Origin of the sequence: Stenotrophomonas sp. NY11291 (assembly GCF_023277365.1) — a bacterium.
GTDB lineage: Bacteria > Pseudomonadota > Gammaproteobacteria > Xanthomonadales > Xanthomonadaceae > Stenotrophomonas > Stenotrophomonas geniculata.
Genome location: NZ_CP096975.1, coordinates 268,540 through 290,103, shown reverse-complemented (window position 1 = coordinate 290,103; position 21,564 = coordinate 268,540). Strand labels below are relative to the sequence as shown.

18 protein-coding genes and 1 riboswitch are annotated in these 21,564 nt (G+C 66.2%); of the genes, 6 read left to right on the top strand and 12 right to left on the bottom strand.

Annotated features, from left to right (window positions below; all coding sequences use genetic code 11):
- Positions 1 to 135: 135 nt before the first annotated feature.
- Genes mmsB through M1L61_RS01250 form a run of 5 tightly spaced genes read right to left on the bottom strand, consistent with a single transcriptional unit; the run spans position 136 to position 5,675 of the window.
- Positions 136 to 1,026: a 3-hydroxyisobutyrate dehydrogenase gene (gene mmsB, locus M1L61_RS01270; protein WP_248854209.1), complete on the bottom strand. Its 891-nt coding sequence runs from the start codon at positions 1,024 to 1,026 to the stop codon at positions 136 to 138.
- A complete protein-coding gene (locus tag M1L61_RS01265) occupies positions 1,023 to 2,198 on the bottom strand; it encodes an enoyl-CoA hydratase/isomerase family protein (RefSeq protein ID WP_248854208.1) in 1,176 nt (391 codons plus the stop codon). The genes mmsB and M1L61_RS01265 overlap by 4 nt, the downstream gene beginning before the upstream one ends.
- Positions 2,195 to 2,992 (bottom strand): enoyl-CoA hydratase, encoded by a 798-nt coding sequence (locus M1L61_RS01260; RefSeq protein ID WP_248854207.1) that lies wholly within the window; start codon positions 2,990 to 2,992, stop codon positions 2,195 to 2,197. The genes M1L61_RS01265 and M1L61_RS01260 overlap by 4 nt, the downstream gene beginning before the upstream one ends.
- Complete coding sequence (locus M1L61_RS01255; protein ID WP_029380118.1) at positions 2,989 to 4,155, bottom strand: acyl-CoA dehydrogenase family protein; 1,167 nt, start codon at positions 4,153 to 4,155, stop codon at positions 2,989 to 2,991. The genes M1L61_RS01260 and M1L61_RS01255 overlap by 4 nt, the downstream gene beginning before the upstream one ends.
- Before the next feature lie 14 nt (positions 4,156 to 4,169).
- Entirely contained in the window at positions 4,170 to 5,675 is a 1,506-nt protein-coding gene (locus M1L61_RS01250) for a CoA-acylating methylmalonate-semialdehyde dehydrogenase (RefSeq protein ID WP_071306317.1), read from the bottom strand.
- 116 nt (positions 5,676 to 5,791) lie between these two features.
- Here M1L61_RS01250 and M1L61_RS01245 point away from each other — a divergent pair, with 116 nt between their 5' ends.
- The gene (locus tag M1L61_RS01245; RefSeq protein ID WP_010487019.1) at positions 5,792 to 7,159 is read left to right on the top strand and encodes a short-chain fatty acyl-CoA regulator family protein; all 1,368 of its coding nucleotides are present in this window, start codon (positions 5,792 to 5,794) and stop codon (positions 7,157 to 7,159) included.
- 351 nt (positions 7,160 to 7,510) lie between these two features.
- On the opposite strand, the gene M1L61_RS01240 is transcribed toward M1L61_RS01245, so the two are convergent.
- Positions 7,511 to 9,358, bottom strand: coding sequence for a patatin-like phospholipase family protein (locus tag M1L61_RS01240; RefSeq protein ID WP_248854206.1), 1,848 nt, complete (start codon positions 9,356 to 9,358; stop codon positions 7,511 to 7,513).
- A 154-nt stretch (positions 9,359 to 9,512) separates the two neighbouring features.
- Positions 9,513 to 9,728, top strand: a riboswitch (cobalamin riboswitch).
- Positions 9,729 to 9,903: 175 nt separating this feature from the next.
- On the opposite strand from M1L61_RS01240, the gene M1L61_RS01235 reads away from it, so the two are divergent.
- The 3 genes from M1L61_RS01235 to M1L61_RS01225 all read left to right on the top strand — a co-directional run bounded on the left by M1L61_RS01235 (position 9,904) and on the right by M1L61_RS01225 (position 12,169).
- Positions 9,904 to 10,575: an epoxyqueuosine reductase QueH gene (locus tag M1L61_RS01235; RefSeq protein ID WP_032952814.1), complete on the top strand. Its 672-nt coding sequence runs from the start codon at positions 9,904 to 9,906 to the stop codon at positions 10,573 to 10,575.
- Between the two features lie 56 nt (positions 10,576 to 10,631).
- The gene (gene pncA / locus M1L61_RS01230; protein WP_049409976.1) at positions 10,632 to 11,258 is read left to right on the top strand and encodes a bifunctional nicotinamidase/pyrazinamidase; all 627 of its coding nucleotides are present in this window, start codon (positions 10,632 to 10,634) and stop codon (positions 11,256 to 11,258) included.
- A 101-nt stretch (positions 11,259 to 11,359) separates the two neighbouring features.
- Positions 11,360 to 12,169, top strand: a complete 810-nt coding sequence (locus M1L61_RS01225; RefSeq protein WP_241888918.1) for an NYN domain-containing protein — start codon at positions 11,360 to 11,362, stop codon at positions 12,167 to 12,169.
- Here M1L61_RS01225 and purU read toward each other — a convergent pair.
- Positions 12,166 to 13,017 (bottom strand): formyltetrahydrofolate deformylase, encoded by an 852-nt coding sequence (gene purU / locus M1L61_RS01220; RefSeq protein WP_248854758.1) that lies wholly within the window; start codon positions 13,015 to 13,017, stop codon positions 12,166 to 12,168. The two genes, M1L61_RS01225 and purU, sit on opposite strands and share 4 nt — an antisense overlap.
- A gap of 114 nt (positions 13,018 to 13,131) precedes the next feature.
- On the opposite strand from purU, the gene M1L61_RS01215 reads away from it, so the two are divergent.
- Positions 13,132 to 14,043, top strand: a complete 912-nt coding sequence (locus M1L61_RS01215) for a LysR family transcriptional regulator (RefSeq protein WP_010487028.1) — start codon at positions 13,132 to 13,134, stop codon at positions 14,041 to 14,043.
- 3 nt (positions 14,044 to 14,046) lie between these two features.
- On the opposite strand, the gene M1L61_RS01210 is transcribed toward M1L61_RS01215, so the two are convergent.
- The 3 genes from M1L61_RS01210 to M1L61_RS01200 all read right to left on the bottom strand — a co-directional run bounded on the left by M1L61_RS01210 (position 14,047) and on the right by M1L61_RS01200 (position 16,572).
- On the bottom strand, positions 14,047 to 15,147 hold the full coding sequence (locus M1L61_RS01210; RefSeq protein ID WP_248854205.1) for an NADH:flavin oxidoreductase/NADH oxidase: 1,101 nt from the start codon (positions 15,145 to 15,147) through the stop codon (positions 14,047 to 14,049).
- 160 nt (positions 15,148 to 15,307) lie between these two features.
- A complete protein-coding gene (locus M1L61_RS01205; protein ID WP_248854204.1) occupies positions 15,308 to 16,114 on the bottom strand; it encodes an NAD-dependent protein deacetylase in 807 nt (268 codons plus the stop codon).
- Between the two features lie 56 nt (positions 16,115 to 16,170).
- Positions 16,171 to 16,572 (bottom strand): acyl-CoA thioesterase, encoded by a 402-nt coding sequence (locus M1L61_RS01200; protein WP_049435481.1) that lies wholly within the window; start codon positions 16,570 to 16,572, stop codon positions 16,171 to 16,173.
- A 153-nt stretch (positions 16,573 to 16,725) separates the two neighbouring features.
- Here M1L61_RS01200 and M1L61_RS01195 point away from each other — a divergent pair, with 153 nt between their 5' ends.
- Positions 16,726 to 17,361, top strand: a complete 636-nt coding sequence (locus tag M1L61_RS01195; protein WP_043400609.1) for a LysE family translocator — start codon at positions 16,726 to 16,728, stop codon at positions 17,359 to 17,361.
- A gap of 144 nt (positions 17,362 to 17,505) precedes the next feature.
- Here M1L61_RS01195 and M1L61_RS01190 read toward each other — a convergent pair whose 3' ends face one another.
- Entirely contained in the window at positions 17,506 to 18,525 is a 1,020-nt protein-coding gene (locus M1L61_RS01190) for a ribonucleotide-diphosphate reductase subunit beta (protein ID WP_005407669.1), read from the bottom strand.
- A 430-nt stretch (positions 18,526 to 18,955) separates the two neighbouring features.
- A complete protein-coding gene (locus M1L61_RS01185) occupies positions 18,956 to 21,358 on the bottom strand; it encodes a ribonucleoside-diphosphate reductase subunit alpha (protein WP_049409985.1) in 2,403 nt (800 codons plus the stop codon).
- Positions 21,359 to 21,564: the final 206 nt, after the last annotated feature.

The following is a 21,564-nucleotide window of genomic DNA, read 5'->3' as shown; positions in this document are numbered from 1 at the left end:
GGTGGGCCCCGGCGCGCGGCCGGGGACGCATTCGCTACGGCGCGCATCCATCCTTCTGGAGGAGAGCCCCCTTGTTGTTCAAGGGGGTGCGCCAACGGCGCGGGGATAAGGTGGAATGCGCGGACCAGCGACCGGTTACCGGTCGCTGGTGATGAGCTGCACGACGCTGGAGAAATCCAGCTTGCCGCGGCCGGCCTGGTGGTTCATCGAGTACAGGTTGCGGGCCACCTCGCCCAGTGGGATCGAGGCGCCGACACTCATCGCCGCTTCCACCGCCAGGCCCATGTCCTTGAGCATCAGGTCGCTGCCGAAGCCGCCGCTGTAGCCGCGCGACGCCGGCGCGTTTTCCAGCACACCCGGCCACGGGTTGCACACCTCGGTGGCCCAACTGCGGCCGGTGCTGACCGCCATCATCTGCGACAGCACCTTCGGGTCCAGCCCGTGCGCCACGCCCAGCGCGATGGCTTCACCAGTCACCGCCATGATCACGCCCAGCGCCATGTTGTTGCACAGCTTGGCCACCTGGCCGGCACCACTGGCGCCGACGTGGAAGATGTTCTTCCCCATCGCCTGCAGCATCGGGCGCGCGCGTTCCAGCGCGTCCTCTTCGCCACCGACGATGAAGGTCAGGGTACCGGCCTGGGCACCGGCGGTACCGCCGGACACCGGTGCGTCGAGCATCTGCAGTCCACGCGCGGCGGCGGCTTCAGAAACCTTGCGCGCGCTGGCCGGGGCAATGGTGCTGCAGTCGATGACCAGTGCACCGGCCGGAATCGCGGCGAGGATGCCGTCGTCGCCCAGGTACACGCCTTCGACGTGGCGGCTGGCCGGCAGCATCGAGATGACCACTTCGGCATCGGCCAGGGTGTCGCGCGCCGACGACGCAGCGCTGGCACCGGCATCGACGGCGGCCTGCACCGCGGCCGGAACCAGATCGAACACGCGCACGGTATGGCCGTTCTTGACCAGATTGGCGGCCATCGGGCCACCCATGTTGCCCAACCCGATGAATGCAATGCGGCTCATGCAAGGCTCCTTTCAACAAGGGGAGTGCCCAGGTCGGCCAGCGGATGCGCGGCATCGGCCCAGGGGGAAGCGAAGAAGGTGTCGGCCCACGCGCCGCTGGCCTCGGCCAGGGTGGCCGGGTTCCACTGCGGGTTGCGGTCCTTGTCGATCAGCAGCGCGCGGATGCCTTCGGCGAAATCGCCGTGGGCGGCGCAGTGCAGCGCGGTGATGTACTCCAGACGATAGACACTGGCCAGGTCCTGGCCGGCACTGCGGCGCTGCAGTTCGTACGCCAACCGTGCCGAACCCGGTGCGCCGGCCGCAAGGGTCTTCTGAGCCGCCTGCAACCAGGCGTCGTCGGTCTGCAGGCCGGCAATGCGCGCAACGATGGCTTCAAGGTCATCGCCTTCGCACAACGCATCGACCTGCGCCGCGTGGGCCAGCAGTGGACCGGTGGCGGCATCGCTGGCATGCGACTGCAGCAGATGGGTCAGGCGTTCTTGGTTGTGTGCGGCATCACTGGACCAGGCCACCTGCAGCAGCGCATCGAACACTGCACTGCGGCGCTCTTCGGCCACGTGCACGTCGGCCAAGCCGGCGTAGATGGCATCGCCCGGGTTGAGCAGTGCGCCGGTCAGGGCCAGGAACAGGCCGCCCTTGCCCGGCACGCGCGGCAGCAGCCAGCTGCCACCGACATCGGGGAACAGGCCAACAGTGATTTCCGGGAAGGCCAACTTGGAGCGCTCGCTGACCACGCGGTGGCTGGCGCCGGACATCAGGCCGATGCCGCCGCCCATCACGATGCCATGACCCCAGCACAGGATCGGCTTGGCGTAGGTGTGAATGAGGTAATCGACGCGGTATTCAACGTCGAAGAACTCAGCGGCGTAGTCGTTCTCGCGGATGTCGCTGCGGCCGGCCTCACGGAAGGCGACCATGGCCTTGTACAGGCTGTGCAGGTCGCCGCCGGCGCAGAACGCCTTTTCGCCGGCGCCCTGCAGCACCACCATGGCGATGCCGTCGTCGTCGGCCCAGGCATTCAACTGCTTCAGCAGCAGGTGCGCCATCGGCAGCGAGAAACCATTGAGCGTGCGCGGCGCGTTGAGCGTGGCGATGCCGATACGCGTGCCGTTGCCGGCCACGCGCTCTTCGAACAGCACCGGTGCGTCGTCGGCAGCGGTGTCGGTGCTCATGCGTTCTTCCACTGCGCGGTGCGCTTTTCCAGGAAGGCAGTCACGCCCTCGACCTGGTCGGCGGTATCGAACAGATCGACGAAGGCTTCGCGCTCGGCCACCAGCGCCGAGGCGTGGGTGCCGGTGCGGGTGGACTGCACCAGGGTCTTGCAGGCGGCGATGCTGGTCGGGCTCTGCTTGCCGGCCTTCTTCGCCCATTCCAGCGCCAGTGCCTTGGCTTCGCCCTTGCCAACCTTTTCTTCGGCAAGGCCAATGCGCAGTGCGGTGTCGGCGTTGATGCGCTCGCCCAGCAGGATCATGCGCTTGGCCCAGCCCTCGCCGACCAGGCGCGGCAGGTTCTGGGTGCCGCCGGCGCACGGCAGCAGGCCGACGGTGGCCTCCGGCAGCGCGACCTGGGCATGGTCTTCGATGATGCGCAGGTCGCAGGCCAGCGCACATTCCAGGCCACCGCCCATGGCGTAGCCGTTGATCGCGGCGATCGACACGCCACGGAACCCGGACAGCGCTTCGAAGGCTTCGCCGAAGCGGCGCGCGGCCTCGCGTGCGGCGGCCTTGTCGCCTGAAGCGAACTGGTTGAGGTCGGCACCGGCGGAGAAGAACTTCTCGCCGTCACCGGTGATCACCAGTGCGTAGACGTCACGGTCTGCGTTGAGCGCGCCGACCAGGTCGCGCAGCGCCGACAGGCTGTGCACGGTCCAAGTGTGCGCCGGCGGGTTGTTCAGGGTGACCACGGCGGTGTGGCCGTCGGCCTCGACCTTCAGGCCCACGTGCTCCTGGGTACGCCAATCCTTCATCGCAGTTCCTCTTCGGTGTTGAGCAGGTGACGGGCAACGATCACCCGCATGATCTCGTTGGTGCCTTCCAGGATCTGGTGCACGCGGCAGTCACGCAGCAGGCGCTCGATCGGGTATTCGCGGATGTAGCCGTAGCCACCGTGGATCTGCAGTGCTTCATTGCAGACGTTGAAACCCGCATCGGTGGCAAAACGCTTGGCCATCGCGCACCAGACATTGGCATCGCTGGCACCGGCATCGAGCTTGCGCGCGGCGGTGTGCACCATCTGCCGCGCGGCCACCAGCTGCGTGACCATGTCGGCCAGCTTGAACTGCAGTGCCTGGAACTCGGCCAGCGCCTTGCCGAACTGGCGGCGCTCGCCCATGTAGCGGCGCGCGGCATCCAATGCGCCCTGCGCAGCACCCAGCGAGCAGGCGGCGATGTTGATGCGGCCACCATCCAGCCCCTTCATCGCCAGCTTGAAGCCACCGCCTTCCTCTCCCAGAAGGTGGCTGACCGGCACGCGGACGTTTTCGAAGGTGATGCCACGGGTGGGCTGGCTGTTCCAGCCCATCTTCTCTTCCTTGCGGCCGAAGCTGATGCCCGGCAGGTCCGACGGCACGGCAATGGCGCTGACGCCACCTGCACCGGCACCGCCGGTACGCGCCATCACCACCAGCAGTTCGGTGGCACCGGCGCCGGAGATGAAGGCCTTGGCGCCGTTCAGCACGTAGAAGTCGCCATCGCGCACGGCGGTGGTCTTCAGCGAGGCCGCATCGGAACCGGCGCCCGGCTCGGTCAGGCAGTACGAGGCCAGCTTGTTGCCCGAAGACAGGTCGGTGCCCCACGCATCGCGGAGTGCCGGCTGGCCCCACGTGGACACCATCCACGAGGCCATGTTGTGGATGCTGATGTAGGCCGCGGTCGACGGATCGACGTTGGCGAGCTCCTCGATGACGACGGCGGCGTCCAGTCGGCTCAGGCCGCTGCCGCCCACTTCCGGGTCCATGTACAGACCGCAGAAGCCCAGTTCACCGGCCTTGGCGATCGCCTCGCGCGGAAAGATGCCCTCCGCATCCCATCGCGCGGCGTGTGGCGCCAGTTCGGCCTGTGCGAAGTCGCGCGCCGCTTCGCGGTACGCCTGCTGCGCTTCTTCCAGTTCCGTCGTCATCGAGTGGCTCATGGCTGCTCCTGCCGTTACTTCAGGCTGATCGTGGTGTTGACGCCGTGGCTCAGCGTTTCGTCATCGAACCAGCGCGCGGTGACCGTCTTGGTCTGGGTGTAGAACAGCACCACCTGCTTGCCGTACGGGCCCAGGTCGCCCAGCTTGGACGCGCGCGAACCGGTGAACGAGAACAACGGCACCGGCACCGGGATCGGCACGTTGATGCCGACCTGGCCGACGTCGATGTCTTCCTGGAACTTGCGCGCGGCGGCGCCGGACTGGGTGAACAGTGCGGTGCCGTTGCCGTTGGGGTTGCTGTTGACCATCGCGATGGCGTCTTCCAGCGTTTCCGCTTCGAGGATGACCAGCACCGGCCCGAAGATTTCTTCCTGGTAGATGCGCATGTCGGGGGTGACACCGGCAAAGATGGTCGGGCCGACGAAGTTGCCCTTCTCGAAGCCATCGACCTGCGGCTTGCGGCCATCGAGCACCAGCTTGGCGCCCTGCTCCACGCCCGAGGCGATCAGGCCTTCCACGCGCTCGCGGGCGCTGCAGGAAATGACCGGGCCGACATCGGTGCCGGCCACGGTGCCGCCGCTGACCTTCAGGGTCTTGGCCTTGGTCACCAGATCCTGCACCCAGTTGCGTGCTTCACCGACCAGCACCAGGGTGGAGGCGGCCATGCAGCGCTGGCCAGCGGCGCCGAAGGCAGCACCGACCATCGCATTGAGGGTCTGTTCCTTGTTGGCGTCCGGCAGCACCACAGCGTGGTTCTTGGCGCCCATCATGCACTGCACGCGCTTGCCGGCCAGCGAGGCGCGGTTGTAGACGTGGGTGCCGACGCGGGTGGAACCCACGAACGAAACAGCCTTGATGTCCGGGTGGTCGCAGATCGCGTTGACCACTTCCTCGCCACCGTGGACGACGTTCAGCACGCCCTTCGGAATGCCGGCTTCCAGCGCCAGTTCGACCAGGCGCATGGTGACCATCGGGTCCTGCTCGGACGGCTTGAGAATGAAGGTGTTGCCGGTGGCGATGGCCATCGGGAACATCCACAGCGGGATCATCGCCGGGAAGTTGAACGGGGTGATGCCGGCGCACACGCCCAGCGGCTGCATGATCGTGTAGGTATCCACGCCATTGGCCACGTTGTTGGCCAGCTCGCCCAGCTGCAGGTTGCCGATGGCGGCGGCGTGCTCGACCACTTCCAGGCCGCGGAACACATCGCCTTCGGCGTCCGGCAGGGTCTTGCCCTGTTCGGCGGTGAGGATGTGGGCCAGCTCGCTCATGTGCTCGCGGATCAGCTGCTGGTACTTCAGGAAGATGCGTGCACGGGTGCCGATCGGGGTCTTGCGCCAGGTCTTGAAGGCTTCCTTGGCGGCGGCGACGGCGGCGTCCACTTCGCCGGTGGTGGCGAACGGCACCTTGGCCAGCACGTCCTGGGTGGCCGGATTGATCACGTCCTGCCAGTGGGAAGTGGCCGATTCAACGAACTGGCCATCGATCAGCATGCGGATACGGGGCGCTGCAACAGTCATGACGACAAATCCCACGGGGTGCGAAAGATGCTTGGCATTATTCACAGCACCCACCTCGATTTCCGGGCTGAATCCGCTTAATCTGGCCAACACGCCAGACGATTCATGTTAATTTTGTGAATTATTCAGCCACCCAGCGACAACTTGGCCTGCGCCTGCTGCGGCTGCGCGAGCAGCGTGGTTACAGCCAGGCCGACCTGGCACGTGCGCTGGGGCTGTCGGCCAGCTACCTGAACCAGATCGAGCGTAACAAGCGCCCGTTGACGCCGGCGGTGCAGAAGAAGCTGGGTGAGGTTTTGGGCGACGTTTCCTCGCTGTTCGACGAAGATGAGCCCGCCGCACTGCAGGAGGCACTGGGCGAGACCCTGCGCGACCTGGGCCTGGCGGAGGTGAGCGCGACCGAGCTGCGCGCCTTGGCCGGCAACCTGCCGCAGGTCAGCCGCGCCCTGCTGGACCTGCATCGGCGCCACCTGGCGCTGCGCGAACATGCCGCCGCCCTGGAATTCCAGCTGGGCGAGCCGGGTGCTGGCAGCACCCTGCCCGCCGGTGACCAGGTGCGCGAGTTCTTCAACCGCATGCACAACCACATCCCCGAGCTGGACGAACTGGCCGAGCGCCTGTTCGCCGAGTGGGGGCTGTCGCCCGGGCATGTGGCACCACGCCTGCGCCAGCTGCTGGCCGACCGCCATGGCGTGCTGGTGGAAGTGGCGGCGCTGCAGGCCGGGCGCGAGAAGCGCCAGTTCGATGCCGGTGCACGGCGGCTGTGGCTGCCCGATTACCTGGAACCGGGCCAGCAGGCATTCCAGATGGCCGCCGAACTGGCCCTGCACGGCTACCTGCCGCAGATCGATGCGGTGGTGGCACGTGCCGGCTTCACCGATGAGGCACGCATCGCGCAGGCGCGCATCGGCCTGTCGAACTATTTCGCCGGCGCGCTGGTCATGCCGTACATGCGCTTCCTGCGTGCGGCCGAGGCCAGCAGCTACGACATCGAACTGCTGGCGCATCAGTTCGGCGTCGGCTTCGAGGCGGTGTGCCATCGGCTGAGCACACTGGCACGGCGCAGTGCGCCGGGGCTGCCGTTCTTCTTCATCCGCGTGGACCGTGCGGGCAATGTGTCCAAGCGCCATTCGGCCACCGATTTCCATTTCTCGCAGGTGGGTGGGTCGTGCCCGCTGTGGATCGTCTACGAGGCGTTCAACCAGCCCGGGCGCATCCTGACCCAGACCGCGCGCATGCCCGACGGGCGCCGCCATTTCTGGCTGGCACGGCAGGTCAGCAGCGGCCCGGTGGGGCACGGGCAGCCGCGCAAGACGTTTGCGGTGGCACTGGGCTGTGACCTGCAGCATGCCGAGCGGCTGGTGTATTCGCTGGGGCTGGATGTGCAGAGCCCGGGCAATTCGGTGTCGATTGGCCCGGGCTGCCGGGTGTGCCCGCGCGAGGACTGCATGCAGCGCGCGTTCGCGCAATTGCCGGGGCGGTAGGGGGGGTCAGCAGGGCTGCGCCCTGCACCTGCCGAAGCCGAAGCAACAGCAACAGCAACAGCAAAAGCTGGCATTCCGTGGGATGGCGGGGCGGTGTCGGATTGCGGGGACGCCGTGAACCCGTCCCTGGGGGCTTGGCCGCGGCATCCATGCCGCGGACACCCCGCAATCCGACACCACCCCGCCTTCGACGGTTTCCTTCCATCTGTCGGAACGACGTATTGCTCTGGTAGGTGTCGACCTTGGTCGACACGCTTGATCCACGCCATGCGTGGATGTTCTTCGATGAACGTTCGAAATATTCGATTTCGATGGGGTTCCATCCACGCAAGGCGTGGATCTACTACCGGGTCAGTAGATCGGCGTCACCTTCATCTGCGGCAACGGGCGCGGTGCGCCGTCGGTGAGGTCGGGGCCGAGGTCCTCCCAGCTGCGACCCTGTTCGACCATCAACCCCCACAGCTGCTGCGAGGCCAGCCGCTTGTCTTCCGAACCCAGCTTGTATGACGGTGGCGTCGGCTGGCCAGTGGCAACCATCGCGTACGCCGCGCGGTAGGCCAGCACCTGCTGCGCCGGGTCATCGGTGCGCGCCACTTCCAGCGTGTAGCGCTGGTAGGCCGAGGCCAGATTGCGCCAGCGGATCCAGTAGTGGTTCTCGAACGAGAATGAGCAGAAGCGCGCGCCCGCCAGGCTGCCCTTGTCGGCGATGCGGGTCAGCACCTCCTGCGGCATGTCCAGGTTCATGCCGCCTTCGTCGCCCTGCAGGCTGACGTGCACGATGCGGTCGCGGTAACCCGGCGCGCGCGCCTGCAGCAGATCGCGCCAGTTCTGCATGGTCGCCACCACCGCGAACAGGAAACGCCCCAGTTCCGCGGCCGCCAACGGCGTGGCGATCGACTGATAGGTGCGCTGCCAGCCATGACGGTTTTCGGTGGGCAGGAACACCGCGTGTTCCAGCGACTGGCGGCCGCTGCTGCCGTGGCTCACCTCTTCAGCGTGCTGCGGGTAGACCAGGTTGATGGCGAAGGTCGGCCAGCGCGGCAAGGCGGCATCGAACAGATGAATCGGGAAGTTGCTGCTGATGCCGCCATCGGAGAACCAGCAGATGCGGAAGGCGGTGATCACCGGGCCACAGGTCTGCCCGGCACTGGTCAGCCCTTCCATGCTGTCGGCCACGTTGTGCTCCTGGTCGGCGGCAGGCGCGGTGGGTTCGCAGCGACGCTCGCGCCGCGAGGGCTCATGCAGCGGCACCGCGCTGATCAGCAACGGGAAGCTCAGGCTCATGCGCGTGGCCACCAGCACCGGCAGCTTCGGGCCCTGCGGCAGGTGGTAGTACCGTCGCCCCTCCACCTCCAACGGCGGGCCAGCTTGATCCACCAGCCACTGCACCACGCTGGCCGGGAACAGCTGCTCGAACTCCTCGCGCAGGAACCAGAACTGCGCGCCACCCAGCGGCAGCGTACGCGGCTCGTTGTGCGACACACAGGTGGTGATCATCTGCAGGCTGATCGCATGCGGGCTGTCCGGCTCGCCGGCATAGCGCGGCGCATCGTGCAGGTCGGCGAAGGTAAGCGGTGCATCCAGCGGCTTGCCGGACAACTGCTGCAGGCACTCGTGCAGCCACTCGGTCAACGCCGGCTTGCGTGCATCACGGCCGAGGCCGCTGCACAGGCCCAGCAGATTGCGCCGCGCCACCCGCGCCACCCGCAGCGCGGCACCGGCCACGCCGGCACCGTAAGCGCACAGCAGCGACGGCAGCAGCGTGGCGGCCACGCCGCTCCAGCCACCACCCCACCAGCCCAGGCCGAGCAGCAGCGCCAGCGACACCAGCACTTCCAGCGGCGCGATCTCGAACACGGCAATGGCCAGGCACAGCAGCTTGTGCGGCAGGCGGGCATTGCCGGTCAGCACCACCAGCAGCCGATAGGCCGCACGCGCGCCCCGTGCCGGCTGGAACAGGCTGTAGATGAAGCCGCGCCGCGACAGCTGCGCCGACACCGCCGACAACCCGCCATAGCCGGCATCGCCAGGCAGGTGCTCGCCCGCCTGCTGGCGGCGATCACCGCAGGCTGCCGCGGCCGCCACCGCCGCAGCGATGGCGCCGGCCGAGGTGCCGCCGATGCTCTTGAAGCGATACTCGCGCGCCAGCGCCAGTACCGCATTGGGGTACACGATGCCGCTGGTGATGCCGCCTTTCATGACCAGATCGCAGTACTTCGCCGCCACGAGTCACCTCCCGTCTGTCGATGCACAGTATGGCAAGAGGGGCTCTCACAGCCTGAGAAGCGAGCCACAGCCCTGCGCTTTGATTGGCCCTTGACCATTGGACTCGACGCGTCCACCGTGGGCACGCCGAAGGTATCCCGGCCGTGGCATTGATGGCGGCCGGGATTTAAACGGGAATCCGGTGAAGGCGCCTCGCGCGCCCATTCCGGAGCTGCCCCGCAGCGGTGAATGGAAACGAATCCTGCCAACAGCACTGGGCTCGCGCCTGGGAAGCGGCAGGTAGTAGGTGGGCTGCGGCCCGTGTCCATCAGCCCGAATACCGGCCCCGGCCGGGGGACACGACCGTCCCCTGATTCGACCTGGAATCTCCGCGGGGAGGTTGCCGGGGCCGTCCTTGTCCTGCGCGTGCAGGCGATGCGGCCGCGCGCGTCCTTTTCACGGTATCCGGCCAGACCTGTTCACCCACGCGCTGATGCATGGGCCACCGCCGTTGCCGGCGGTCCATGCGGTACCTGACGATGACCGAGCTCCAACGTCCCACCCTGACCCTGCCCGCCGACGGCAAGCGCCTGCTGCTGCATTCATGCTGCGCGCCCTGCTCCGGCGAAGTGATGGAGGCGATCACCGCCTCCGGGATCGACTACGCGATCTTCTTCTACAACCCCAACATCCACCCGGTGAGGGAATACGAGCTGCGCAAGCAGGAGAACATCCGCTTCGCCGAGCAGCACGACATCCCGTTCATCGACTGCGACTACGACACCGACAACTGGTTCAGTCGTGCGCGCGGCATGGAGAACGAGCCCGAACGCGGCATCCGCTGCACGATGTGCTTCGACATGCGTTTCGAGCGCACTGCGCTGTACGCGCACGAACACGGCTATGACACCATCAGTTCTTCGCTGGGCATCTCGCGCTGGAAGAACATGGCGCAGATCAACGACTGCGGCATCCGCGCCGCGTCGCGCTACGAGGGCCTGCAGTACTGGGACTACAACTGGCGCAAGGGCGGCGGTGCCAGCCGCATGATCGAGATCAGCAAGCGCGAGCAGTTCTACCAGCAGGAGTACTGCGGCTGCGTGTACTCGCTGCGCGATGCCAACCGCCATCGCCGCGAGAATGGCCGCGAGCGGATCAAGATCGGCCTGCTGTACTACGGGCAGGACGCTGGGACGCCGCAGGGCGATTGACCTGTGCCGCCTGGGCGGCCACGCTGGTCGCCCCTTCACGTTGTAGTGGACCTGCCATGACCGCCCTGCCCGCCGATGTCGCCCTGCTGGTGATCGACCTGCAGCCAGACTTCATGCCCGGCGGTACGCTGGCCTGCGACCAGGGCGATGCGCTGGTGGTACCGATTGCCGGTCTGCTGGCGCAGCGCCGCTACCGCACCGTGGTGGCGACACAGGACTGGCACCCGGCCGACCATGCCTCGTTCGCCAGCCAGCACCCCGGCCAACGCCCCTTCGAGACCATCCTGCTGCACGCGCAGCCGCAGACCCTATGGCCGGACCACTGCGTGCAGGGCAGCGCCGGTGCCGCCCTGCACCCGGGCGTGGACTGGACCGTGGCCGACCTGATCCTGCGCAAGGGCACGCGCCAACAGGTGGATTCGTACAGCGCCTTCCGCGAGAACCATGGCCCCGATGGCGAGCGCCCAGCTACCGGCCTGGCCGGCTGGCTGCACGAGCGCCGCATCCGCGAAGTGCATGTGTGCGGCCTGGCCCGCGACTACTGCGTACTGTGGAGCGCGCAGGACGCGGTGAAGTCCGGCTTCCGGGTGAAGTTCCTGTGGGAGCTAACCCGGCCGGTGACCGAGGCCAACGATACGATGGTGCGCGAGGCGCTGGGCAAGGCGGGGATTGCGATCATCTGACGGGCGACCGCTGCTCAATGGACGCGTCGTCGCTGGGTGCGGGATACCGATGCTGAGAATGTCGCCTCTGCCGCTTGCAGGCCGCAGCCTGCGGCAACACAATGAACCCGATCCAGCCCTCCAAGTACGCCCCCCTACAGATCGCGGGACGGCCGAACCGAGGGCTTTTTACTGGGTGGAATCGAAAGGGCAAAGGGATGCCAACAGCGATCCTCATCGATGGCGGTTATTTCGTTAAGCGATTCCGCCGGATTGAACCTCACAATGCCGGCAACGCTGAACGTGCCGCAGAAGTAGCGCATCGATGGGCACTCGCACACCTGACCTCGTCGTGGTGTGAGCGACGGGATCTCTACCGGATCTTCTTCTACGACTGCCCGCCGCTTCGAAAGCGGATGCACAACCCGATCTCGGGCGCCTGCATCGACTATGCACGCTCACCCGAGGCACTCTTCAGAATCGATTTGCACAAAGCCCTGAAACAGAAACGCAAAGTGGCACTGCGCCTGGGCCATCTCGCAGATTCCAGTTCATGGACAACTGATTCCCGAACGCTCGATGCACTTCTGAAAGGCAAGCGCGCATTCTCCACACTCCTGCCAGAGGATCTGCACCCGGAGGTCAGACAGAAGGGCGTCGATATGCGCATCGGCCTGGACATCTCCTCACTTTCCCTCAAACGGCAAGTTCGTCAGATTGTTCTGGTAGCCGGTGACGCCGACTTCATCCCCGCTGCCAAACTCGCGCGACGCGAAGGCGTGGACTTCGTTCTGGACCCGATGTGGTCGGCGATCCCTCAGGGTCTTCTGGAGCATATCGACGGTGTCCGCTCCACCTGCCCCAGGCCCGCGAACAGGAGCGAGGGAAAGACGGTGACAGGGCACGCGACAGTAGATTCAACCCGATCCTAGCGGAACACCACCGTTCGGTGCCCGTTGAGCAGGATGCGGTGCTCCACATGGCGGCGCACCGCGCGCGCCAGCACCAGCGATTCGGTATCGCTGCCCAGCCGCACCAGTTCGCGCGGTGCCATCGCGTGGTCCACGCGGGCCACGTCCTGTTCGATGATCGCGCCTTCGTCCAGATCCTCGGTGACGTAGTGCGCGGTGGCACCGATGATCTTGACCCCGCGCGCGTGCGCCTGGTGATACGGCTGCGCGCCCTTGAAGCTGGGCAGGAAGCTGTGGTGGATGTTGATCGCACGGCCGGCCAGTGCGCGGCACAGCGTGGGTGACAGGATCTGCATGTAGCGCGCCAATACCACCAGATCGATGCGCTCGCGCTCGACCAGGTCGATGATCTGCTGCTCCTGCACCGCACGCGTATCGGCGGTCACCGGCAGATGGTGGAACGGCACCTGGTAGGACGCGGCCAATGGCGCGAAATCGGCGTGGTTGGACGCCACTGCCGCGATGTCGACTTTCAGCTGGCCGCTGTGGGCACGGAACAGCAGATCGTTGAGGCAGTGCCCCTGCTTGCTGACCAGCACCAGCAGGCGTGCGCGGCGGCGGCCATCATGCAGCTGCCAGTCCATGCCGAAGCCTTCGGCAAGCGTGGCCATGGCGGCGTACACGGTCTCCAGCGGCAGGCTGGCATCGCGGTCGAAGTGCACGCGCAGGAAGAAGCGGCCGCTTTCCTCGTCACCGAACTGCTGGGCGTCGAGGATGTTGCAGCCGTGGTCGAACAGCAGGCCGGACACGCGGTAGACGATGCCGGTACGGTCGGGACAGGACAGGGTGAGAATGGAATCGGGGCGCATCCCCCGAGTGTAGGGCAGCGCCGCGCCCGCCGGATCGATGGTCACCGATGCAACCGAACAGGTTGGTTCAGTCCCAAGCGATACTTGGGTTTCTCCATGGCAAGCTGGTCGGTCATGAACCTGTTGCAACTGATCCGCAGCTTCACCCGCACCGCAGAGACCGGCAGCATTGCCGCCGCGGCCCGCATCCTTGGCATCAGCGCCACCGCAGTCGGCCAGAACATCAACCGGCTGGAGGCGCATCTGGGGGTACGGTTGCTGAACCGAAGTACGCGCCAGCTGGCCCTCAGCGAGGCCGGCGCGCTGTACCTGGCGCAGGTGCGCCACATCGAAGCCGACCTGGCGCGCGCGCAGGCGATGGTCACTGCCGGTGACATCGAGCCGGCCGGGCCGCTGCGCATCGCCAGCAGCAGCGCCTTCGGTCGCCATGTGCTTGCCCCCTTGCTGCCTTCACTGCAGCAGCGTTACCCACAACTGCAGCTGGAGCTGCGCCTGACCGACCGCGCCGTGCAGCATGGCCCGGAAGCGGTGGATGCCAGCATCCGCATCGGTGCGCAGCTGGAAGATGGCGTGGTCGCACGGCAGCTGGCACGCGTGCCCTTCGTGTTCTGTGCCTCGCCGGCCTATCTGAAAGCGCACGGCACCCCGCAGCAGCCCTCCGAGCTGAGCGGTCATCGCGGGCTGCTGCACCGCTTCCCCACCGATGGCCGGCCGCTGCGCTGGGGCCTGCTGAAGGATGGCCAGCGCGTGGACGCCGCACTGCCGCCGAGCATGGTCTGCGATGACATCGATGCACTGGCAACGCTTGCCGCGACCGGTGCCGGCATCACCCGGCTGGCCGCATTCGTGGCCGAGCCCTACCTGCGCGATGGCCGCCTGCAGGCGGTGTTCGGCGCCGACACGGCGTGGCGCCCGGAGCCGATGGAGGTCTATTTCTGCGTCAGCGACCGCCGCGACTTCACCGCCAAGATCCGCGCGCTGTTCGAGCACCTGCAGGCCGGCATGGCGCCGGCCTGGCGGGTGTGAGCCTCAGCGCGCCTTGAACACGCCGCGCGCGTCGCGCGGCTCGCAGCGCAGGTACTGCGGCGCCGGTTCCACGCTGTCGCGCAGCGCGGCGGCGGCATGCCACGGCCAGCGCGGGTCGTAGAGGATGCCGCGCGCCAGGGCCACGGCATCGGCGTGGCGATGGCGCAGGATCGATTCGGCCTGCTCGGGCTCGGTGATCATGCCCACCGCGATGACCGGCATGCGCACCTTGGCCTTGATCGCCGCCGCGAACGGCACCTGGTAGCCCGGGCCGACGGTGATCTTCTGGCGCTCGTCCAGGCCGCCGCTGGAGACATGCAGGAAATTGCAGCCGCGCGCGTCCAGCACCTGGGCCAGCGCTTCGCTCTGCACCAGATCCCAACCACCGTCGACCCAGTCGCTGGCGGAAATGCGTACACCCACGGCGACCTTGTCGGACACTACCGCACGCACCGCGTCGAACACTTCCACCAGCAGGCGCAGGCGGTTCGGCAGCGAGCCACCATAGCCATCGGTGCGGCGGTTGCTCAGCGGCGACAGGAACTGGTGCAGCAGATAGCCGTGCGCGGCATGCAGCTCGATCAGCTCGAAGCCCAGGCGCTCGGCGCGCACCGCACTGGCGGCGAAGGCGGCGATGACCTCGGCGATGCCGGCCTCGTCCAGTTCCTGCGGTGCCGGATCGCCGGCATGGAACGGCAGCGACGACGGCGCCACGGTGGACCAGCCACGCGCATCATCGGCTGGCAACTGGCCGCCGCCGTCCCACGAGCGCTTCACCGAGGCCTTGCGGCCGGCGTGGCCGAGCTGGATGCCCAGTGGCATCGGCGACCAGCGGCGGACGCTGGCCAGCACCTGTGCCAACGCGGCTTCGGTACCGTCGTCCCACAGGCCCAGATCGGCCCAGCTGATGCGGCCGCGCGGCTCGACCGCGGTGGCTTCCAGGATCAGCAGGCCAGCGCCCGACTGCGCCAGGTTGCCCAGGTGCATGGCGTGCCAGTCGCTGGCGCGACCGTCTTCGGCGGAGTACTGGCACATCGGCGCGATGACGATGCGGTTGGACAGGGTCAGGGGGCCGAATGAAATCGGCGAGAACAGCTGGCTCAAGACGGTGATGAACGACGTAGGGGGTGCGTATTGCACCGCTGCGCGGCTCGCGGATCAACCATCTGGATGGATCGCTGTTTCGCGCAGCCTGCTGCAGCCGGGCATGGGCCCGGTGCTACAGAAGCCCACAATCGCCTGTAGAGCCGAGCCCACGCTCGGCTCAGGGCGAAGCCCACGTGGCCAGGGCTTCGGCGCAATCGCGCTCGTCCTTGAACTGCAGCAGGTCGTCGGCACGGGTGCGGCCGCGGTTCAGCGCCGCCACCGGCAGCCCTGCCCTGGCCGCCGCCTGCACGAAGCGGAAACCGGAATAGACCATCAGCGAAGAACCCACCACCAGCACGGCGTCTGCCTGCTGCAGGTGCTCATGCACCGCTGCCACGCGTTCACGGGGCACGTTTTCGCCGAAAAACACCACGTCCGGCTTCAACACGCCGCCGCAGTACGGGCACTCGGGCACCACGAAGCTGGAGAAATCGGTCTCCAGATCGGCATCGCCATCCGGGGCGATACCGGCCTCCAGCGCGTCCCAGCCGGGGTTGGCGTCCAGCAGGCGCTGCTGGAATTCCTCGCGGCCACTGCGGCGCTCGCAGCCCATGCAGCGCACGAGGTCCAGACGGCCATGCAGGTCGATCACGTTGTGGCTGCCGGCCCGCTGGTGCAGGCCGTCCACATTCTGGGTCAGCAGCACCTGCAGCTTGCCGCGGCTTTCCAGGGCGGCCAGCGCCTGGTGGGTGCCGTTGGGCCGGGCCAGGCCGAAGCGCGGCCAGCCCAGCAGGCTGCGCGCCCAGTAGCGCTGGCGGGTAGCCGTCTCGCCCATGAAGGCCTGGTAGGTCACCGGCGGCGTGCGTTTCCACTGGCCATCGGTGTCGCGGTAATCGGGAATGCCCGAGGCGGTACTGCAACCGGCACCGGTCAGCACGAACAGGCGCTGGGCGCGGTCGATGAAGTCGGTCAGTGGCGGGGTCATGGCTGCCAGATGGGGGCGCGGCGGCGCCCCCGCAAGCACCGGTTCAGCCGGCGTGGTCAGGCCACCGGCAGCGGCGGCACCGCGATCGGATGGCCTTCCTCGTCCAGCGCGATCATCACGAAGTGGCCGCGGGTACACAGTTTGCGCTCGCCGCTGTGCAGGTCCTCGGCGACCAGCTCCACCTCGACCTTCATCGAGCTGCGGCCGACTTCGACGATGCGGCCGATGGTTTCCACCATCTGGCCGATGCGGATCGGCAGCTTGAAGTCGACCTGGTCACTGCGCGCGGTCACCACGGTGCGGCGCGAGTAGCGGGCTGCGGCCAGAAAGGCGGCCTTGTCCATCCACGCCAGTGCCTGGCCACCGAACAGGGTGCCGAGGTGGTTGGTGTGGTTCGGGAAGACGATTTCGGCCATGCGCACTTCGGTGGGCGGCACGGTCTCGGGGATCGGGGTCATGGGGGTGCTTCGGTGTGTGGGGTCCGATAATTTTATGCGACCGGCGTGACGGCCATCGGAACGCATGTGCAATGGCCACCTGGCAGCGGTGCCTGCGCAGGCCGCGCCCGTGGCAGGCGCTACACTGCGCCACGCCCACCGCCAGGACCACCCATGCCCGCCACTTCCGACCTTCTGGCCTTTGCACTGGTCTCGCTGGCCATGGTGATCACGCCCGGGCCGAACATGATCTACGTCATCTCGCGCTCGATCTGCCAGGGGCCGATGGCGGGACTGATCTCGCTGGGCGGGGTGGCGCTGGGCTTTGTGTTCTACATGCTGTGCGCGGCGCTGGGCATCACCGCCCTGCTGATGACGGTACCGTTCGCCTACGACGCGCTGCGCATCGGCGGCGCGCTGTACCTGCTGTACCTGGCCTGGCAGGCGCTGAAGCCCGGCGGCCGCTCGCCGTTTGCAGTGCGCGACCTTCCGCAGGACAGCCCGCGCAAGCTGTTTACGATGGGCTTCCTGACCAATCTGCTGAACCCCAAAGTGGCGGTGATGTACCTGTCGCTGCTGCCGCAGTTCCTGCACCCGGACAGCGAAGGCAGCGTGCTGATGCAGTCGATCGTGCTGGGCTCCACCCAGATCCTGGTCAGCGTCAGCGTGAACGGCATGATCGCGCTGACCGCTGGCAGCATCGCCGGTTTCCTGGCCGCGCACCCCACCTGGCAGATGGTGCAGCGTTGGCTGATGGGCACGGTACTGGCCGGGCTGGCGGTGCGCATGGCGGTGGAAGGGCGGCGATAGCCGCTCTTTGTAGAGTCGGGCCATGCTCGACTGATCTTCGCGGACAGCAGTCGAGCATGGCTCGACTCTGCAAAAGCCAGGCGCGCAACAAAAAACCCCGGCGATCGCCGGGGTTTTTCGTTGCGACAGGCTTGACCGGTTCGATCAGAAGTTCATGTCGAAGGCCACTTCGCCCTGCACGCCGACCTGGTAAGCCGAGACGCGGCGTTCGAAGAAGTTGGTCAGTTCCTGCACGTCCTGCAGTTCCATGAACGGCAGCGGGTTGCGCACGTTGTACTTCTTTTCCATGCCCAGCTTGGCGAAATGCTGGTCGGCGCAGTGCTGCAGGTACTGGCGCATGTCGCGGGTGGAAATGCCGGCCACGCCGCCGGACAGCACGTCCTCGGCGAACTGCACTTCGCACTCGATCGCCTCGGCCAGCATGTCGTAGACCTGCTGCTTCATCTCTTCGTCGAACAGGTCCGGTTCTTCCTCACGCACCACACGCACCGACTCAAACGCGAACTCCATGTGCGCGCTCTCGTCGCGGAACACCCAGTTGGTGCCCGAGGCCAGGCCCGGCAGCAGGCCACGCGAACGGAAGTAGTACACGTAGGCGAAGGCAGCGAAGAAGAACAGGCCTTCGATGCAAGCGGCGAAGCAGATCTGGTTGAGCAGGAACTGGCGGCGCTGTTCGCGGGTCTCGATGCGGGTCAGGCTCTGGATCGAGTCGATCCACTTGAAGCAGAAGTCGGCCTTCTTCTTGATCGAGTCGATGTTCTCCACCGCCGAGAACGCCTTGGCGCGCTCTTCCGGATCCGGCAGGTAATTGTCGAGCAGGGTCAGGTAGAACTGCACGTGAAGCGCTTCTTCATACAGCTGGCGCGACAGGTACATGCGCGCTTCCGGCGCATTGAGGTGCTGGTACAGGTTCAGCACCAGGTTGTTGGACACGATCGAGTCGCCGGTGGCGAAGAACGCGACCAGCCGGTGGATCAGGTGGCGCTCACCCGGCGACATCTTGCTGTGCAGGTCGGTGATGTCGATCTGGAAGTTGATCTCTTCCACCGTCCAGGTGTTCTTGATCGCATTCCGGTACATGTCATAGAACTGCGGGTAGCGCATCGGGCGCAGGGTCAGTTCAAAACCGGGATCGAGCAGCATCTGCTTGGGCTTGTCGGCCATGGGTGTCAGTTTTCCTCAATTTCAAAATGCAGAAAGCTGGGGAGAGAATACTCTCCCCAGCTGTAGATCACTTGTATTCGCGCCGCACACCCTTGAAAGGATCCTTGCTGCTAGTCTTCACATCCATGATTCGCCCATCGGGTCCACGCTTTGCGTGATAGCCGGAAGGCGTCAGGAACTGCGAGCGGTCGCGAACCGCACCAATACGAGCGTTGTTTTTCGGCGGATTAGTAGCCATCGTTAATTTACCTAAACAAAAAAGGCATCCGGACTACAACTTGACCCGCCAGCAGAACGAGATCTGGATTGCTATACTCGCTCCACTTCTTAGAGGAAGTGGCAGATCTAGACCCTCATCCGGATACGGAGTTTGGGTTTTGTGAAGCATCAGAAGGGCCCCAAGTTACCGCTTGGGGCCCTTCTTTTTTGCTTACTGGCAGGCCTCGCAGGCTTCCGGGTTTTCCAGCGAGCAGGCGATGGCTTCGTCCGGGCTGAACACCTTGGCCGGGGCCGCGCTGCTCACCGTGGTCTTGGCGATCTTGGTGGCCGGGCGCGAACGCAGGTAGTAGGTGGTCTTGATGCCCTGCTTCCAGGCGTACATGTACATGGAGGACATCGCGCCGATGTTCGGGCTTTCCATGAACAGGTTGAGCGAGGCCGACTGGTCGATGAAGGCGCCACGCTCGGCGGCCATGTCGATCAGCGAGCGCATCGGCAGTTCCCACGCGGTGCGGTAGACCTCGCGCAGCGTTTCCGGAATCTGCGCCACGCCGGCGATGGAACCTTCGGCCAGCTTGATGGCATCGCGCATGTCGGCGGTCCACAGGCCCAGCTTCTTCAGCTCGTTCACCAGGTAGCGGTTGACCTGCAGGAAGTCACCGGACAGGGTCTCGCGCTTGAACAGGTTGGACACCTGCGGCTCGACGCACTCGTAGCAGCCGGCGATCGAAGCGATGGTTGCGGTCGGGGCGATCGCGATCATCAGCGAGTTGCGCAGGCCGTGTTCCTTGATGCGCTCACGCAGGGCATCCCAGCGTGCGGTGTCTTCCGGCACCACGTTCCAGGCGTCGAACTGCAGTTCGCCGCTGGCGGCACGGGTGTCGTTGAACGACGGGTGCTTGCCGCGTTCCTGGGCCAGCTCGCAGGAGGTTTCCAGCGCGTGGAAGTAGATCGCTTCGGCAATCTTCTTCGACAGGGCGCGGGCTTCGGCGCTGTCGAACGGCAGGCGCTTGCGGAAGAACACGTCCTGCAGGCCCATGCAGCCCAGGCCGACCGGACGCCAGCGCAGGTTGGCGCGGCGGGCGGTTTCGATCGGGTAGAAGTTCAGGTCGATGACGCGGTCGAGCTGGCGCACGGCCAGGCGCACGGTCTCGGCCAGCTTCTCGAAGTCGAACTCGTTGTGCTCGTCGAAGTGGTTGCCCAGGTTGATCGAACCCAGGTTGCACACCGCGGTTTCATCGTTGGAGGTGACTTCCAGGATTTCGGTGCACAGGTTGGACAGGTGGATCACGTTGCCCGGACGCAGGGTCTGGTTGCTGGCGCGGTTGCACTTGTCCTTGAAGGTCATCCAGCCGTTGCCGGTCTCGGCCAGCGTACGCATCATGCGGGCGTACAGCTTGCGCGCGGAGATGGTGCGGTTGGCCTTGCCCTGGGCTTCGGCCTGCAGGTAGGCCTGCTCGAAGGCTTCGCCGAACAGGTCGGTGAACTCCGGCACGACGCGCGGATCGAACAGCGACCATTCCTGGTCGGCCTCGACGCGCTTCATGAACAGGTCCGGCACCCAGTTGGCCAGGTTCAGGTTGTGCGCACGACGGGCTTCGTCACCGGTGTTGTCACGCAGCTCGAGGAAGTCCTCGATGTCGGCGTGCCAGGTTTCCAGGTACACGCAGGCCGCGCCCTTGCGCTTGCCGCCCTGGTTCACTGCGGCCACGGACGAATCCATGGTCTTCAGCCACGGCACGATGCCGTTGGAGTGGCCGTTGGTCGACTTGATCAGCGAACCACGCGAACGCACACGGGTGTAGCTGACGCCGATGCCGCCGGAGAACTTGGAAAGCTGGGCGATGTCGCCGTACTTGGAATAGATCGACTCCAGCGAGTCCTGCGGCGAGTCCAGCAGGAAGCACGAGGACAGCTGCTCGTGGGTGGTGCCGGAGTTGAACAGGGTCGGGCTGGACGGCAGGTAGTCCAGGTTGCCCATGCGCTTGTACAGCGCCAGGGTCTCGGACACGTCCTCGCTCAGCGCGCTGGCGATGCGCAGGAAGAACTGCTGCGGGGTCTCGATCACCTTGCGGGTGTGCGGGTGGCGCAGCAGGTAACGGTCGTACAGGGTGCGCAGGCCGAAGTAATCGAAGTTCAGGTCCAGCGAGATGTCGATGGCATCGTTGAGCTTGCGTGCGTTGGTCTGCACGAAGTTCAGCAGGCGGTCGTTGATCAGGCCGACTTCATGGCCACGGCTGACCGACTGCGAGAATGCGTAGATTTCCTGGCCGGAGACTTCCTTGGCGATGTAGTTGGCCAGCAGGCGCGCAGCCAGGCGGCCGTATTCGGGCTCTTCACCGATCAGCAGGGCGGCGGTGCGGATGGACAGTTCGTCCAGCTCGCGGGTGGTGGCGCCGTTGTACAGGCCGGAAATGGTGCGGGTGGCCACGCGCATCGGATCGACGGCGTGCAGGCCTTCGGAGGAACGCTGCACCGCGCGCACGATCTTGTTCAGGTCCACCAGTTCGGTCGTGCCATTGCGCTTGGTCACACTCATCGCGTTGGCCGTCGGCGGCGACGTCAACAGGAATTCGCTTTCCTTCTCGATGGTGGCGCTGGATTCGGTGGTCACGGCGTGTGTCCTCTTGGCGTGATTGGTGGGTGCTCGATGCATCGGGTGACGCAGCCCGGGACATGACAGCCCAGGATGGCAGGACGGCGTCGCAGGGGATGAGACCCTGCGCCTGCCACTGCCGTTGGCGATCGCGGATGGGTACCCCGGGCATCCCCTGGAATTGGGGTTGCTGCGACCGACGGCCACAAGATAGTGGGGGTAGT